General features: G+C 61.8%; 12 protein-coding genes. 6 read left to right on the top strand and 6 right to left on the bottom strand.

Annotated elements, in window-relative coordinates; genetic code table 11:
• The first annotated feature begins 18 nt into the window (after positions 1 to 18).
• From QM694_RS02880 to QM694_RS02870, 3 genes are read left to right on the top strand one after another with little or no spacing between them, the layout of a single operon-like run.
• The gene (locus tag QM694_RS02880) at positions 19 to 888 is read left to right on the top strand and encodes a metal ABC transporter solute-binding protein, Zn/Mn family (RefSeq protein ID WP_415005441.1); all 870 of its coding nucleotides are present in this window, start codon (positions 19 to 21) and stop codon (positions 886 to 888) included.
• Positions 885 to 1,688 (top strand): metal ABC transporter ATP-binding protein, encoded by an 804-nt coding sequence (locus QM694_RS02875; protein WP_415005440.1) that lies wholly within the window; start codon positions 885 to 887, stop codon positions 1,686 to 1,688. Before QM694_RS02880 ends, QM694_RS02875 begins: the two co-directional genes overlap by 4 nt.
• A complete protein-coding gene (locus QM694_RS02870; RefSeq protein WP_415005439.1) occupies positions 1,681 to 2,484 on the top strand; it encodes a metal ABC transporter permease in 804 nt (267 codons plus the stop codon). The genes QM694_RS02875 and QM694_RS02870 overlap by 8 nt, the downstream gene beginning before the upstream one ends.
• Before the next feature lies 1 nt (position 2,485).
• Here QM694_RS02870 and QM694_RS02865 read toward each other — a convergent pair whose 3' ends face one another.
• Positions 2,486 to 3,490, bottom strand: coding sequence for an aromatic ring-hydroxylating oxygenase subunit alpha (locus QM694_RS02865; protein ID WP_415005438.1), 1,005 nt, complete (start codon positions 3,488 to 3,490; stop codon positions 2,486 to 2,488).
• Positions 3,491 to 3,549: 59 nt separating this feature from the next.
• Entirely contained in the window at positions 3,550 to 4,149 is a 600-nt protein-coding gene (locus QM694_RS02860) for a TetR/AcrR family transcriptional regulator (protein WP_415005437.1), read from the bottom strand.
• An 80-nt stretch (positions 4,150 to 4,229) separates the two neighbouring features.
• Here QM694_RS02860 and QM694_RS02855 point away from each other — a divergent pair, with 80 nt between their 5' ends.
• Positions 4,230 to 5,231: a DMT family transporter gene (locus QM694_RS02855; RefSeq protein ID WP_415005436.1), complete on the top strand. Its 1,002-nt coding sequence runs from the start codon at positions 4,230 to 4,232 to the stop codon at positions 5,229 to 5,231.
• On the opposite strand, the gene prfB is transcribed toward QM694_RS02855, so the two are convergent.
• Together prfB and QM694_RS02845 are read right to left on the bottom strand one after the other, a co-directional pair.
• Positions 5,194 to 6,322, bottom strand: a protein-coding gene (gene prfB / locus QM694_RS02850) for a peptide chain release factor 2 (protein ID WP_415005435.1) whose coding sequence is annotated in 2 segments (ribosomal slippage) — positions 5,194 to 6,252 and positions 6,254 to 6,322 — 1,128 coding nt in all. Because the reading frame shifts where the segments join, the coding sequence is not laid out codon by codon here. The genes QM694_RS02855 and prfB overlap by 38 nt on opposite strands.
• Positions 6,323 to 6,354: 32 nt before the next feature.
• Positions 6,355 to 8,892 (bottom strand): penicillin-binding protein 1A, encoded by a 2,538-nt coding sequence (locus QM694_RS02845; protein ID WP_415005434.1) that lies wholly within the window; start codon positions 8,890 to 8,892, stop codon positions 6,355 to 6,357.
• Positions 8,893 to 9,053: 161 nt separating this feature from the next.
• On the opposite strand from QM694_RS02845, the gene QM694_RS02840 reads away from it, so the two are divergent.
• Positions 9,054 to 10,313 carry an alpha/beta hydrolase gene (locus QM694_RS02840; protein WP_415005433.1) on the top strand — a complete coding sequence of 420 codons (1,260 nt, stop codon included), beginning with the start codon at positions 9,054 to 9,056 and terminating at the stop codon, positions 10,311 to 10,313.
• Between the two features lie 13 nt (positions 10,314 to 10,326).
• Here QM694_RS02840 and QM694_RS02835 read toward each other — a convergent pair whose 3' ends face one another.
• Positions 10,327 to 10,806, bottom strand: coding sequence for a hypothetical protein (locus QM694_RS02835; protein ID WP_415005432.1), 480 nt, complete (start codon positions 10,804 to 10,806; stop codon positions 10,327 to 10,329).
• Between the two features lie 4 nt (positions 10,807 to 10,810).
• Positions 10,811 to 12,076 carry an N-acetylmuramoyl-L-alanine amidase gene (locus QM694_RS02830; RefSeq protein WP_415005431.1) on the bottom strand — a complete coding sequence of 422 codons (1,266 nt, stop codon included), beginning with the start codon at positions 12,074 to 12,076 and terminating at the stop codon, positions 10,811 to 10,813.
• 543 nt (positions 12,077 to 12,619) lie between these two features.
• On the opposite strand from QM694_RS02830, the gene QM694_RS02825 reads away from it, so the two are divergent.
• On the top strand, positions 12,620 to 15,211 hold the full coding sequence (locus QM694_RS02825) for an Rne/Rng family ribonuclease (protein ID WP_415005430.1): 2,592 nt from the start codon (positions 12,620 to 12,622) through the stop codon (positions 15,209 to 15,211).
• Positions 15,212 to 15,250: the final 39 nt, after the last annotated feature.

The following is a 15,250-nucleotide window of genomic DNA, read 5'->3' as shown; positions in this document are numbered from 1 at the left end:
CGACACAGGGGAAACGAAATGAAACGCATTCTGTCCATCTCTGCGATCTCGCTGTCCATGGCTTCCACATGCTTTGCCGGAGAACCGATCAAGATCGTTGCGGCGGAGAATTTCTATGGCGACATCGCCAAGCAAATCGGAGGCGACAGGGTGGCGGTGACAAGCATCCTGTCCAACCCCGACCAAGATCCGCATCTCTTTGAAGCAAGCCCTTCGGTGGCGCGCGACATTTCCGGCGCGGCGATCGTGATCGCCAACGGCCTGGACTATGATCCATGGATCAACACCCTGCTCGATGCGTCGCCCTCTCAGGCGCGCAAGCTAATTTCCGTGGGCGAGCTGGCGGGAAAAAGACCGGGGGATAATCCGCATCTGTGGTATGATCCGCAAAACGTGCTGCGCATGGCGCAGACGCTGACCAAGGACCTGGCCGCGGCCGACCCCGCAGGCAAGGCGGACTATGAAAAGCGCCTTGAAACGTTCAAGGCAAGCCTGTCGCCCATCGAAACGCAAATTGCCACACTGAAGGCCCGCTTCGGCGGGACGCCAGTGGCAGCCACAGAACCCGTCTTCGGATACATGTTCGACGCAATGGGCATGGAGGTCCTGGAGGGTTCGTTTCAGACGTCCGTCATGAACGACACGGAGCCCAGCGCTTCCGATACGGTGGCGTTTGAAAACGATCTGAAGACCCACAAGATCAAATTGCTGGTCTACAACAGCCAGGCCACCGATCCCGTTGCAGACCGGATGAAGGCTCTGGCTGGCGCTGCAGGCATTCCCATCGTCGGCGCCACCGAAACGCAGCCTCCGGGCATCAGCTATCAGGACTGGATGCTCGCCGAACTGGCCGATGTGAGCAAGGCTTTCAGTCTCAGCACGCAATGAATTCGGTTGAGTTCGACAAAGCCGATCTTGCGGCTGGCGGGCACACCATCCTGTCCGGTGTCTCGCTTGCCATCGGCCCGCAGGAATTCATCGGCCTTCTCGGCCCGAATGGGGCGGGCAAGACGACGCTGCTGCGCGCCATCATGGGCTTGGCCCGGGTGAGCGCGGGCACGCTGCGCGTGCTGGGTTCGCCCCCGGCGCGCGGCAATCCCCTGATCGGCTATATGCCGCAGATGCGCAGCGACGCCGGCGCACTGCGGCTGAACGGGCGTGATTTTGTCGCCGCCGTTGTGAACGGCCATCGTTATGGCCTTCCCGTGATGACGCGCGCGGCGCGCCGTGAGGTGGACCGGGTGCTCGATCTCGTGAACGGGAGCGGATTTGCCGCCAGGCCGGTTCTGGAGCTCTCCGGGGGCGAGCGGCAGCGGCTTCTGCTGGCGCAGGCGCTGGTCGGAAATCCCAAACTGCTGCTTCTTGATGAACCCCTGATCAGCCTTGATCCGAGCCGCCAGCAGGCGGTTGTCGCCCTCGTGAAAGATTTGCAACTGCAACTCGGCATTCCCGTCATTTTCAGTTCGCACGAACTTAACCCGCTTCTCGGGGCGATCGACCGGGTTCTCTATCTCGGCAGCAGCCAGGCGGCGATTGGCACCGTTGATGCCGTGATCACCGGGCCTGTTCTTTCCAAACTCTACGGGACACCGATCGAAGTCGTGAGAACCGGCGGTCGGATTTTCGTGCTGTCCGGCTTCAATGAAGCCGAACGCGATGCGCACCGGCACGAGCACTCTCATGCTTGAATATGAATTCATGCGGACGGCCTTTGTGGCGGCGGCAATCGTCGCCGTGGTGGCAGGAAGCACGGGATATTTCCTGGTGCTGCGCGGCCAGACATTCGCAGGCCACGCTCTGGCGCATATCGGCTTCACCGGAGCGACGGGCGCCGTGCTGATCGGCGCTTCGCCCCTCGCCGGGCTGGTGGCCTTGACAGTCATCGCAGGACTGGGAATGGGTTTTGTAGGCGACAGGCTTGCCAATCGCGATGTGGCGATCGGCCTGGTGCTGGCGCTGGCGCTCGGTTTCGGTCTTCTGTTCCTGCATTTCTTTACCGGTTTTGCCACACAGGCGACGAGTCTGCTGTTCGGCAATGTGCTTGCCGTGAGCACCGCAACGGTGTGGAAGCTGCTCTGGCTTGGATGCGTGTGCCTGCTTGTGCTGGCGGTGATTTCGCGGCCGCTTCTCTTCGCCAGCCTCCAGCCCGAACTGGCGGACGCCAAGGGTGTGAATCTCAGGCTGCTGTCGGCGGCGTTCCTGGCCGTGGCCGCGCTGGCGACCGCCGAATGCGCGCAGGTGGTGGGCGTGCTTCTGGTTTTCGCCCTGATGGTTGGGCCTGCCGCAGCGGCCCAAAAGCTCACGTCAGGCCTGTTCACCGGCATAGCGCTGGCGATAGCACTGGCGCTGTTTGAAGCGTGGGCCGGTCTCATCCTCGCATTCTACACAGATTGGCCAACGAGTTTCTGGATCACCGCGCTCAGCACGGCGGTTTATATCGCTGCTGCCTCGCCACCTGCCAGATGGATTCAGAGAACGCGTTAGCCTAGACCGCCAGCGCTTCCTTCACCTTGTTCTGGAAATAATGCACGCCCTGTTCGTGGCGGGGCGACAGGGGGCCGGAGGAATAGCCGCCGGACATATAGTTCTTGTGGGTGGCGACGCACACTTCATAGTCCTCGCGCACCACGGCGAGGTTTCCGGCGATGGTGCTGGCGCGCTTCGAGGCCGTGGCCTCGCTCGTATCGGCGAAATAGAAATGATAGATCTGCTCGGTGCGGTCAAAGGCCAGCGGATTGATGCGCGAGGTGTTCATGCCGCCCTCGAACAGCGAGAGCGTCCAGTTCGGCCACATCCACAGCCATTTGCCGCGATAGAACAGCCCGTCGCGCGGCGGCGCCGTCATGCGGATGAAGCCCTTGTGGGCGGTGGTCTTGAACTGCTCGAATTCGATCGCCGCGAAGAAGGCGTGATGCACGCCGGGGATGTGGTAGCCCTCGACGAAATTGTCGGTATAGACCTTCCAGTTGGCGTCGAAGACCACGCGGTCGGTCGCGGCCGCCTGATAGGTTTCGATGGGTTCATCGGCGAGTTCGGCGATCAATTCGCCAAGCTGGGTGGTGAGGTCGGTCTCGGGCGAAATCGCCGCAAAGAGAAGGCCCCGCCATTCCGCCACATGGATGGGCTCCAGCGGCCAGTCCGCCGGGTTGAAATCGGGATCATCGCCAAACCACGGCGCGGTGACGAGGCGGCCGGTGTCGTCAAACACCCATTGATGATAGGGGCATCGGATGGTGGCGCAACGGCCTGTGCCCTCCTCCAGCAGCTTGGCGCCGCGGTGGCGGCAGACATTGCGGAAGCCCCGCAACTGCCCGTCGCGGCCCCGCACCACGAAGACCTTGGCCCCCGCCAGATCGGCGGCGACATATTGCCCGCGATCCTTCACCTGAGACACCGGCCCCAGCAACTGCCAGGTGCGGGTGAAGATCGTATCCCGCTCACGCGGCAGCACGGCGGGATCGACATAGAGGGCGGGATCGAGATTCAGCATGGCAGGCACTCCGGCGTTTTCGAAAGACTAGCAATGTTTGGATGATGATCAAGAGATTGTCAGGCGCTGCGCGGCGCAACATCTTCGATGCCATGCGATTTCAGCAGCAAAAGCGCTGCCTGTGCTGCTGAACCGGCATATCCGGGATCGCGGTGGATGAGGATTTGAGTTACGGCACCATCAAACAGAACCATGATCTGTCTTGCGAGCGATCCGGCATCCGCAACTCCTTCCGCCAGTAGCAGTTGAACCAGCCAGTCTTCAAAACGTTTCTTGTGCCGTGAGGCGATGACGCGCGCCGGGTGGCCCGGCAAAGCCGCGAATTCGCCCGCCGCCCTGACGAAGCTGCACCCCCTCCAATCCGGGTTTTGTGCGTTTTGCTCCAGGCGTTCAAAAATCCCGCGAATTTGCCGGGCGGCGGAAGCGTCCGGGTCTGAGACCACACTCTGATAGCTGCCCAGCGTTTTCTGATCCCGCTCATCGAGATAGGCGGCGATCAAATCCTCCTTGCTCGGGAAGTGATAGTAAAGCGTCCGCTTGGTAACACTCGCCGCAAGCGCCACGGCATCGACCCCAACCGCCCGGATGCCTTCACTGTAAAAGAGCTTGTCTGCCGCAGCGATCAACCTCTGCCGCGTGTCTTTCGAGTCTTTGGCCATCCCTATGTATACCGACTAGTGAGTGTACTTTTCAACTGATTTGCGCCAACGCTTTTGCCTGTTCACTCGGAGAAACAGGGATGAGCGAGAAAACGCACAAATCTCAGGAAAATATCCCGCTGGGCGTGGCGTTTATCGTCTGCGCCGTGTTTGCGATGTCGTTTGCCGATGCGATGATCAAATATGTCAGTTCGACAATACCGCTCTGGCAACTCTTCGTCGTGCGATCCCTGATGGTGATCGCGGCACTTACGGCGTTTCTCATCTTCAAAAGCCGGTCAGAAGCCGTACACCCCAGTGCCTGGTCTTTTCTACGCGGATTGCTGCTCACGGGCATGTACATCGCAATCTATGGGACCGTGCCTGTTCTCAGCCTCCCCGTCATCGCGGCCTCGCTTTATACGGCTCCGCTGTTCATCACGCTTCTCTCCGCCCTGCTCCTCAATGAGCCGGTCGGTCCACGAAGATGGGCTGGCATAGCCGTAGGTTTCGCTGGCGTTCTTGTCATTCTCCGGCCTGCATCCGAAGGATTTACGGCTTTTGCCCTGGTGCCTGTTGCCGCCGCTTTCTTTTACGCGCTCGCGGCCATCATCACGCGTTCCAAATGCCGCGCGGAAGCTCCCATTGCGCTGGCCATGGCCCTGAACTTTTCGCTTCTTGCCGTTGGCCTGCTGGCAACGACCGCGATTGCGGTCTTCCAGCCAATTTCTGCGGCATCCCCTTTCCTCCTTGGCGAATGGATTGCCATGGGGCCGCGCGAGTGGGGAATCGTTTCGCTGCTCGCCTCACTCATGCTCGTCATCAGCATAGGGCTGGCGAAAGCGTATCAGTCAGCCCCCTCTTCAGTCATCGCAACCTTTGACTATAGCTATCTCATCTTCGCGGCGTTCTGGAGCATGGTGATTTTTTCAGATCCCCCGGACACTCTTACAATTGCAGGTATTGTGTTGATTGCGGCGGCGGGCTTTCTGGTCATCGGAAGATCAATGCCCCTCGCAGCCAAGAGCCGGGCTCACTTATCACACAAGAAAACCGAAACCGACCCTAATCAATATCCTCCACCACCTCGTCTCCGCCCTTGATGCGGTGGGAGAGCGAGGCCTGGATGAAATCATCGAGGCCGCCATCCAGCACGCCAGACGGGCTGGTGCTGGTGTGGCCGGTGCGCAGGTCCTTCACGAGCTGATAGGGCTGGAGCACATAAGACCTGATCTGGTGGCCCCAACCGATGTCGGTCTTCTTGGCGTTGGCGGCGTCGATCTTTTCCTGCTGCTTCTGCAGTTCCATCTCATAAAGGCGCGCCTTCAGCATCTTCCACGCGGTGGCGCGGTTCTTGTGCTGCGAACGCTCGGACTGGCAGGCAACGATGATGCCCGTCGGGATATGCGTGATACGCACGGCGGAATCGGTCTTGTTGATATGCTGGCCGCCGGCGCCCGAGGCGCGGTAGGTGTCGATCTTGCAGTCGCTCTCGTTCACCTCGATGTTGATGGTGTCATCCACCACCGGATAGGCCCAGACCGACGCGAAGGAGGTGTGGCGGCGGGCGTTTGAATCATAGGGCGAGATGCGCACCAGGCGGTGCACGCCCGATTCGGTTTTGAGCTTGCCATAGGCGTTATGGCCCTTGATCTGCAGCGTTGCGGACTTGATGCCCGCCTCTTCGCCGGGATGATCGTCCAGCACCTCAACATTGAAACCCGACTGGTTGGCCCAGCGCGTGTACATGCGGAGCAGCATGGAGGCCCAGTCCTGGCTTTCGGTGCCGCCGGCCCCGGCATTGATCTGCAGGAAGCTGTCATTGGCGTCGGCTTCGCCGGAGAGCAGCGTTTCAAGCTCGGCCTCGCCCACATCCTTGTGTAGCGCCTCGAGCGCCTTCTCGGCCTCGGTGACGATACCCTGATCGCCATCGGCCTCGCCCATTTCGATCAGCTCGGTGTTGTCGGCAATGGTTTGTTCCAGCCTGAGCACCGTCTTGATGCGGCCGTCGAGATCATTGCGCTTGCGCATGATCTCCTGCGCCTTCTGCGGATCGCCCCAGATGGAAGGGTCTTCGGCCTTGGCGTTCAGTTCGGCGAGGCGTCTCTGTGCGGCATCCCAGTCAAAGATGCCTCCTCAGCAGTCCGATGGACTGCTTCATTTCTTCCACCAGCGTGGAAATTTCAGCGCGCATGATTCAGCTAACTCTCAAAACCGTGATGGCGCTCAATAGAGGCCGCCGCTGCCGCCCGTCAACTGGCCTCCGCCGGTCGTGGCGGGCGCCTGCTGCACGGGAACATCCTGCTGGACTCCCGCACCGCCATCCTGCTGGGCAGGAACCAGAACAACGCCCTGCCCCGGCTGCGCATTGGCATTGGCCACATCGCCGCCGATCACCGTGGTCGAATCGGGCGGCTCATCGCCAGGTTTGAAAGCTTCGAGAATGGTGCCGGGCGTGCCGAAGATGGCGCGCTTGCCGGTTTTGACGTCAATGGGAACAAGCTCGATGGCGCGCGGCACGCGGAAAGGCGTGGCCGGCTTGTCGCGCAGCGCCAGCTTCATGAAATCGGCGACGATGGGGGCGGCCAGTTCACCGCCCGTGCGGTGGCGGCCCATGGGCTTGGGATTGTCGTAGCCCACATAGACGCCCACCGTGAGATCGGGCGTGAAGCCGATGAACCAGGCATCCTTTTCATCATTGGAGGTGCCGGTCTTGCCCGCCACCGGCTTGCCGACGGCCAAAAGTTTTTTGCCGGTGCCGCGCTGCACGACGCCTTCCATCATCGAAGTGATCTGGTAGGCGGTATAGGGGTTCATCACCTGGTCGCGGTTATCCAGAAGCTCGGGCTCGGGCATGCCGGGTGTGTAGTGATCTTCGTTGCAGGCCGTGCAGTCGCGCTTGTCGTGCACAAAGATGGTCTTGCCGAAGCGGTCCTGCACGCGGTCGATCAAGGTCGGCTCGATCTTCTTGCCGCCATTGTCGATCATCGAATAGGCGGTGACCATCTTGAGCAGCGTGGTTTCGCCAGCGCCCAGCGCCATGGCGAGCTGCAGCGGCAGCTTGTCATAGACGCCCAAACGCTGCGCGAGGTCGGCGATCTTCACCATGCCCAGTTCGCTGGCGAGGCGCACCGTCATCACGTTACGCGACTGTTCGATGCCGCGCCGGAGCGTGGCGGGGCCGAAATATTTGTTCTCGTAATTCTTGGGCTTCCACATCTGCCCATCTGTCATCTTGAACTCGATGGGCGCATCGAGCACCACCGATGAGGGCGTGTAGCCATTATCAAGTGCGGCCGCATAGACGATGGGCTTGAAGGAGGAGCCGGGCTGGCGCATCGCCTGCACCGCGCGGTTGAACTGGCTTGCGCCATAGGAGAAGCCGCCGACCAGCGACAGCACGCGGCCAGTGTGCGGATCCATCGCGACCAGCGCGCCTTCAACCTCGGGCATCTGGACGAGATGATATTTGCCGTCATCCTTGCTGGGCGCGACGTAGACGACATCACCCGGCTTCACCACCTTGGCGGCACTCTTGATCTCAGGACCCAGCGCCGTGCCATCGACGTAAGACCTGGCCCATTGCATCAGCGCCAGCGGAATGACGCCCTGCTCGCGCTCGTCCGGAAGTTTTCCGGTCTGGTCGCGCTTCGGCTGAAGGCCGATGACCGCCTGATCATCGGTGACGGACAGCACCACCGCGAGACGCCAGGGCGCTAGATCGGCCGGCACCTTGCGGTCGGCAATGGCAGCACCCCAATCGCCTGTCACGTCAACGCTTGTGATGGGGCCGCGATAGCCGCGCTTCCTGTCGAAGGCGATGAGGCCGCGCGCCAGGGCCTGACGGGCATAGATCTGCAGCTTTGGATCAAGCGTGGTGCGCACCGAAAGGCCGCCGGTATCCAGCTTGTCCTTGCCATATATGCCCACAAGTTCGCGGCGCACTTCCTCGGCAAAGGATTCGGCGGCGAAGAGCTGCGCGCCGAACGGACGGGGCGTGACGACCAGAGGCTTGGCCTGCGCGTCCTTCATCTCCTGTTCGGTGATGTAGCCGTTGTCATACATCTGCCCGAGCACCCAGTTGCGGCGCTCCACCGCGCGGGCATGGTCACGGAAGGGATTATAGTTGTTGGGGGCCTTGGGAAGGGCGGCGAGATAGGCCGCCTCCTCCAGCGACAGGTCGTTCAGCGACTTACCGAAATAGTTGAGCGAGGCGGCGGCGACGCCATAGGAATTGAGGCCGAGGAAAATCTCGTTGAGGTAGAGTTCGAGAATCTGGTTCTTGCTGAAGGTCTGTTCGATTCGCTGTACCAGCAGCGCTTCCTTCAACTTGCGGGTGACGGTACGCTCATTGGTGAGCAAAAAGTTCTTGGCCACCTGCTGGGTGATGGTGGAGGCGCCGACAATCGTTCCGTGGCCGGAGATTTTCACCTGCACATAACGGATGGCCGCCGCCGCGATGCCGCGCCAGTCAAGCCCGCCGTGCTCGAAGAAGGTCTTGTCCTCAGCCGAGATGAAGGCCTGAATCACCCGCGGCGGCATCTGCGTGACAGGCACGAACAGGCGGCGCTGCTCGGCATATTCGGCCAGAAGCGAACCGTCCGACGCATGGATGCGCGTCATGACAGGCGGTTCATACTGGGCGAGCTGCTTGTAGTCGGGCAGGTCTTTCGAAACGTCCCAGATGACATAGGCAACGCCGACTGCCGCGGCGCAGAACAGCATGAAGCAGACGCCAAAAAGCCAGCCCAGAAACCTTAACATCAGACGGCGTTCACCCTGCCTCGATCAAATCCGGCGTGGCAGATAGCATATATGCCCCCGGTTGGAAGCCTTTTCGCTAGGCTTTGAATGTGGCCAAGGCGGGGCGGGTTGTTTTCGCACCAGACTGGACGAAAGCCCTGCAACACGGCAGCATGGGGATCATGCGCGCACTGGTGATCATATTCCTCGCTATCGCTTCCATCTTCTCCGGCCACGCTGCCCTGGCGGAGAGTTTCAAGGCCGATGTGTTCGCCGAGTTCTTCTACCGGCATGGATATCCGAAAGTCATCATGCACAAGGCGATGGCGGTCGGTCCCAACTACTATTGGCAGACAAACTGGGGGCTCAAGACACCCGAGGAAGCAGCAGAGACCGCTCTCAAGAACTGCAATGACGGGCTGAAGAAGGCCTACCCCGACATCACGGAAGGCTGCACGCTTCTGGATGTCGACGGTGTTCCCAAAATGCCGCTGGAAACCATCGGCATTTCACTGGATGCCATTGCCGCCGGGCCTGACCTGCCGCTGGACAAGGGATTCGCCTGGATGCCGGAAGGCAAGGCCAGGGGCAGCGTCATCCTCATCGCCAGTTGCAATCGCGTTCAGTCGCCCGATGCGCCGAGCGTCGCCTGGGCCGATTTCTACAATGCGCTGGGATATCGCGTGTATCTGCCGGATAATTTCGCAGAGCCAAGGCCGCCGGAACTGTGCGGCGCCGTCGGCAACCGCGTGGAGGACCAGACCACAATCATCAAACAGCAGATGGCGCAGACGCGGCGCACGATCATGTCGCTTCAGGCCCGCTTTCCCGGCGAGCCAATTATCCTGCATGGCATGAGCCAGGGCGGCTGGGTGGCGCAGGCGGTGGGAATGCCCGTCGAGGCGGTGATCTCGACGGCGACGGCCTGCGGCTTCGGCACCACCATCACCCATGACGTTCCGGATGGCGTCCCCTTTCTCACCATCGCGGGATCAAAAGATCCGCTGGTGCCTGCCGCGCAATCCGCCGATGGGTTCAGCAATGCCTGCAAGGGTGTGATCGGCCCTACCCCCTCGCTCGGGCTCTCGGTTGCCGGGAAGACGGGCATCGTGGGGCCATGGTGGGCGGGTGCTGGCGATGCCGTGACCGCGCTGCTGAAGCGTGAGCCTATGCCGCTGCTCGAAAATTTCAATCTCTCCGACCAGCAGTTCGACACGCTTTCCAACGACTACAAGCAATATATGCAGGTGGCGGGGCCCAAGGCCTGGGCGCAAAACGGCAGCACGCACTCCTATGTCTGGCAGCAGTCCGATCTGGAGGAGGCGCGGAACTATGCCCTCTTCTATTGCGCCAGCAACATGGCGCGAAATCCCTATACGGAGCCGCTGCGCATGCACCCCTGCCGCATCGTTGACGCGACCGACGGGCCGCCGCCGAAATGAACCAGGCCAATAATCAAACTAGGAAATCAAAATCCTTCTTCTCCACAACGATCAGCGAGTTTGGCGCTATCTGATGTTGTGAAGAAGGACTTGTCCGGCACAGGACATGCGCCATCGACAAAACGCCGTAATGATCCCACTGGAAGAAATCGATGAAGTTCAGCTTCAATCCACGCACGGCAACAACAGCGGGCGCATTCCAGGTTTGCGTTCCGTTGTTAAAATCTTTTTCTGTCATCACCAGCGTTTCATCAACGGCGCTTTTGGGCATAACCTTGATGTCTGGAACACAATCCTGACCCAGAACAAATTTGTCTGGCAGCAGAATCCCGAGCTCGCTGCACACGATTGACTTGAACAACAGAAAATCGATTTGCTCGAAATCGTCTAATATCACATTTCGCAGGTCATGAACCTTGGGGCGGAAATAGACATTCCAGAGATGTTGCCGGGCCTCCAGATATTCCGAAAGCGCCGGGCCAGCATTTGGCATGCTATCAATTCGTCCGCTGCGCCACTTCGGTGGCGAAGTAGTTGTCGACGGCGCGGGTCATGGCGGCGGCGACGCTCCGCCGCCAGGCGTCGCTGGTGAGGAGTGCGCTGTCCTGCTTGCTTGAGAGATAGCCGAGTTCGACCAGAACCGAAGGAACGTCGGGCGCTTTCAGCACCACGAATCCGGCCGAGCGCGTGGGCTTGCCGGTGAAGCTGGTGACGCCCCGCATTTCGCCAAAGGCGCGCTTGGCGAAGAGCAGCGCGTGGGCCTTTGATTCCCGCTGCGCCAGATCGATCAGGATGTCGGTCACGTCCTTGTTCTCGGTAGCGAGGTCCATGCCGCCGATGATGTCGGCGCGGTTTTCCTTCTGTGCCAGAGCTTCCGCCTCTGCGTCGGAAGCCTTGGCGGAGAGCGTGTAAATGGTGGCGCCCCGCGTGCTGGCGCCGCGCACCAGATCGGCGTGAAGGGCGATCAGCAGGTCGGCGTGATTGTCGCGGGCGATCTGCACGCGATCCTCTAGGCGGATGAAGGTGTCGTCCGAGCGCGTCATCACGACGGTGTAATGGCCGGTCTTTTCGAGCGTATCTTTCAGCACCTGCGCGTAGGCCAGCACCACATCCTTTTCGCGGAGTTTGGTGACGCCGATGGCGCCGGGATCAATGCCGCCGTGGCCGGGATCAAGCACGATCACCTTCTTGCCGTCCTTGGGCTGCGGCGCTGCTTCGGCCTTCGCGGCGGGGATTTCGACAGGCTCATCGTCCGGCACGCTGGCCGCCTGCTGTTCGGGCTGCGGCGTCACCGTCTGGGAGTGCTGGTCTTTTTTATAGCTTTTCAGAAATGCCGCTTCGGTGGTGGGCAACAGGTCCACCACGATCCTCGCCGGCTGGCCGGCCTGCGGATCGACGACGAAAGATTTTTCGATCCGCACCGGGCCTTTGGTGTCCATGACGATGCGCGAATGGCCATCATCCACCTGGCCGAAGCGATAGGCCGTCACCAGCCCCCGCCCCTTCGCCCCAGAACCAGACGGCAGGGTGAAGCTGACATCGGGCATATCGATGATGACGCGATAGGGATCGGGCAGCGTGTAGGCGGTGAAGCCCACGGATTTGTCGAGATCGGCCACGAAGCGGGTGCGGTGCGCGTCACCCCCAACACGGGCCGCAGTGGCGGTGGCATCGGCGGCGGAGGCCTCGCGGGGTGCCGCTGCGGCAAAGAGGACCGCCAAGGCAAGCGCCATCAGGAGCAGAATGCGATCTGCCCATGTCATCCCGCGCGGCGATTCGCACAGCCCCATGGCGCGCCAAGACCCTTTCCCGACCAGAACCTGAGGAAGGACGTTAGGACCGCCGTGGTTAATCGTTCGTTTCCACAACCTTGGGTCAACACGCTTGCAAAAGCCACGTCCTGCACCTATTAAGGCAGGGTCTCCCGCATGCCGCCTTTTTGGTTGAAGCGTGGGCGCGGGCGTCGATTTTCGCTACGGGCGGGGTCCGGCTACCAGAGTGTAGCCCCCTCGATGGCGGCAGGAAGCGGTGTCTCCGGACGGGATGCCGTATCGAAGGCGGGAAGGCCCGCCGTACAAGAGTTGAACCGTTCAGGCCTCGCAAGGCCCGGACATTGGGAAAATCCTGGGCATGACCCACATGGCAGCGAGTGCGCGTCGCGGAGACCGGAACGATCCGGCCCGGACAGCCGTCGCCCATGGTGGAGTGCCCCTTTCGCGCAGAATGGCCCGCAGACTCTCTCCAGAGACCGTAACCGGACCGGAGACGGGAGCAGCCGTGCCGCCACGACGCGCCAGGAAAATGACATGGGCAGCAAAATGCTCATTGACGCCACCCACGCGGAAGAAACCCGCGTCGTTGTCGTCCGTGGAAACCGCATCGAAGAATTCGATTTTGAAAGCGCCGCGCGCCGCCAGCTGAAGGGCAATATCTATCTTGCCAAGGTGACGCGCGTGGAGCCGTCGCTCCAGGCGGCCTTCGTGGAATATGGCGGCAACCGCCACGGCTTCCTCGCCTTCTCGGAAATCCATCCCGACTATTACCAGATTCCGCTGGCCGACCGGCAGGCGCTGATCGCCGAGCAGGAAGCCGAGGATGCCGAACATGATGATGACGACCATCATCATGAGCCGCGCCGCAGGGCCGAAACCCCGGCCGGGAGCGAGGATCATCCGGTTGAAGCTGAGGCCGCACCCGCCGAGGCGCTCGACGCCGCGCCTGAACCCAGCCTGAGCGAGGATGCGCCGGCTGACTCACAGGACGACGACGATCACGAAACCGAAGACTCCGGCAACGGCGAGCATGACCACGATCACGAGGATCATGTGGCGGCACCCGCCAATGACGTGGGCGTGCCCGCTGCGCATGGCAATGGTGTTGAGTTTGTCGAAGAGGACCCGGAAAGCCAGAAGGTTGAATCGATCGGCGCCGAGGATGCGCTGGAAGAAGTGCCGCAACGGCCGCGGCGCACACCCAGGCGTCAGTACAAGATTCAGGAAGTCATCAAGCGCCGCCAGGTGATCCTCGTGCAGGTCGTCAAGGAAGAGCGCGGCAACAAGGGCGCGGCACTCACCACCTATCTTTCGCTCGCCGGGCGCTATTGCGTGCTGATGCCGAACACCGCCCGGGGCGGCGGCATTTCGCGCAAGATCACCGACGCGGGCGACCGCCGTCGTCTTAAGGAAGTGGCGCGCGACATTGAAATTCCGCAAGGCATGGGCCTCATCGTCCGTACGGCGGGCGCGCAGCGCACCAAGCCCGAGATCAAGCGTGACTATGACTATCTGATCCGCCTGTGGGAGAGCGTGCGCGATCTCACCCTCAACTCCACCGCCCCGGCGCTCGTCTATGAGGAAGGCAGCCTCATCAAGCGGGCCATCCGCGATCTCTACACGCGTGACGTGGAAGAGGTGCAGGTGGAAGGCGAGCCAGCCTATCGTGAAGCCAAGGACTTCATGAAGATGCTGATGCCGAGCCACGCCAAGAACGTGAAGCTCTACAAGGACACGCGCCCGCTGTTCTCGCGCCAGCAGGTGGAAAGCCAGCTCGACGGCCTTTATTCGCCCACCGTCACCCTGCCCTCGGGCGGTTACATGGTGATCAACCAGACGGAAGCGCTGGTGGCGGTCGACATCAACTCCGGCAAGTCGACGCGCGAACACAATATCGAGGACACGGCACTCCGCACCAATCTGGAAGCCGCCGACGAGGTGGCCCGCCAGCTTCGCCTGCGCGACTTGGCCGGGCTGATCGTCATCGACTTCATCGACATGGAGGAGAAGCGCAACAACCGCTCGGTGGAGCGCCGCCTCAAGGAAGCGCTGAAGAACGACCGGGCGCGCATCCAGGTGGGCCGCATCAGCCATTTCGGCCTCATGGAAATGTCCAGGCAGCGGCTGCGCCCCGGCCTTCTCGAAGGTTCCTCGCGCACCTGCCCGCATTGCGAGGGCCGTGGCATCGTGCGGTCGATTTCCTCCTGCGGCCTCTCCGTGCTGAGGGCCATCGAGGAACATCTGATCGCCCGCAAGGCCGAGAACCTCACGGTCAAGTGCAACAAGGAAGTCGCCTTCTATATCCTCAACGAGAAGCGCGACAATCTTCTCTCCATCGAAACGCAATATGGCATCTCGATCTTCCTCACGCCTTCCGATGATGTGAAGGGTTCGCAGGCAGTAATCGAGCGGGCTGGCGAACGCAATATTCCGCCGCGCCGCGTGGTGGCCGCACCCGTCCGCATCGACTCCGCCTTCAAGGAGGAGGAAGACGAGGATACGGAAGAGCCGGTGGCCGAGGAAGTGCCCGAGGAAACTGGCGAAGGCGATGTCTCCACCATCGACTCTGATGACGAGGATGAAAAGGGCGATCGCGCCGAGGCCTCGTCCGAGGATGGCGAGCGCCGCGATGGCGGACGCCGCCGCCGCAGGCGCGGACGCCGGGGCGGCCGCAATGGCCGCGACCGGGATGACGAGCGCCCGCAGCGCGATCAGCAGTCCGACGTGCCGGGACTGGGCGAACAGCCCGATGTCATGGCCGTTGGTAATGGCGCAGAGGATGGCGAAACGCCAGCCGCTGACGCAGCACCGCGAGAAGAGGCATCTGAAAACGGCGAACGGCGCGAACGCCGGGGCCGCCGCGACCGCTGGGGCCGCAACCGCGACCGCAATCGCGGGCCCCGTGAGGAGCGCCCGGCCGCCGACACATCAAGCGACAGTGAACAGCCGCGCGACGAAGCGCCTGCCTATGTGCCGCCGCCCGCGCCGGTTCATGTTCCCGAACTGGCGGTGGTTTCGGCTGCGCCTCCCGCTGAGCCCGAACCCCGCCGCTGGCAGCCGCCGCAGCCGACCATCCAGCCTGCCGCTGCCACCGAGCGCAAGGCCGGCTGGTGGAGCAAGAAGTGACGGGCCGATGAGCCTCAAACCCGCCTCAATCACGGCTGA

This window comes from Aestuariivirga sp., assembly GCF_047602625.1.
GTDB lineage: Bacteria > Pseudomonadota > Alphaproteobacteria > Rhizobiales > Aestuariivirgaceae > Aestuariivirga.
This window is presented reverse-complemented; position numbering and strand designations above follow the sequence as displayed.

Coding starts and splice junctions, on each gene's coding strand:
- QM694_RS02830 (WP_415005431.1), bottom strand. CDS start 12,076: ATGACATGGGCAGATCGCATTCTGCTCCTGATGGCGCTTGCCTTGGCG.
- QM694_RS02870 (WP_415005439.1), top strand. CDS start 1,681: ATGCTTGAATATGAATTCATGCGGACGGCCTTTGTGGCGGCGGCAATC.
- QM694_RS02855 (WP_415005436.1), top strand. CDS start 4,230: ATGAGCGAGAAAACGCACAAATCTCAGGAAAATATCCCGCTGGGCGTG.
- QM694_RS02860 (WP_415005437.1), bottom strand. CDS start 4,149: ATGGCCAAAGACTCGAAAGACACGCGGCAGAGGTTGATCGCTGCGGCA.
- QM694_RS02880 (WP_415005441.1), top strand. CDS start 19: ATGAAACGCATTCTGTCCATCTCTGCGATCTCGCTGTCCATGGCTTCC.
- QM694_RS02845 (WP_415005434.1), bottom strand. CDS start 8,892: ATGTTAAGGTTTCTGGGCTGGCTTTTTGGCGTCTGCTTCATGCTGTTC.
- QM694_RS02875 (WP_415005440.1), top strand. CDS start 885: ATGAATTCGGTTGAGTTCGACAAAGCCGATCTTGCGGCTGGCGGGCAC.
- QM694_RS02840 (WP_415005433.1), top strand. CDS start 9,054: ATGCGCGCACTGGTGATCATATTCCTCGCTATCGCTTCCATCTTCTCC.
- QM694_RS02835 (WP_415005432.1), bottom strand. CDS start 10,806: ATGCCAAATGCTGGCCCGGCGCTTTCGGAATATCTGGAGGCCCGGCAA.
- QM694_RS02825 (WP_415005430.1), top strand. CDS start 12,620: ATGGGCAGCAAAATGCTCATTGACGCCACCCACGCGGAAGAAACCCGC.
- QM694_RS02865 (WP_415005438.1), bottom strand. CDS start 3,490: ATGCTGAATCTCGATCCCGCCCTCTATGTCGATCCCGCCGTGCTGCCG.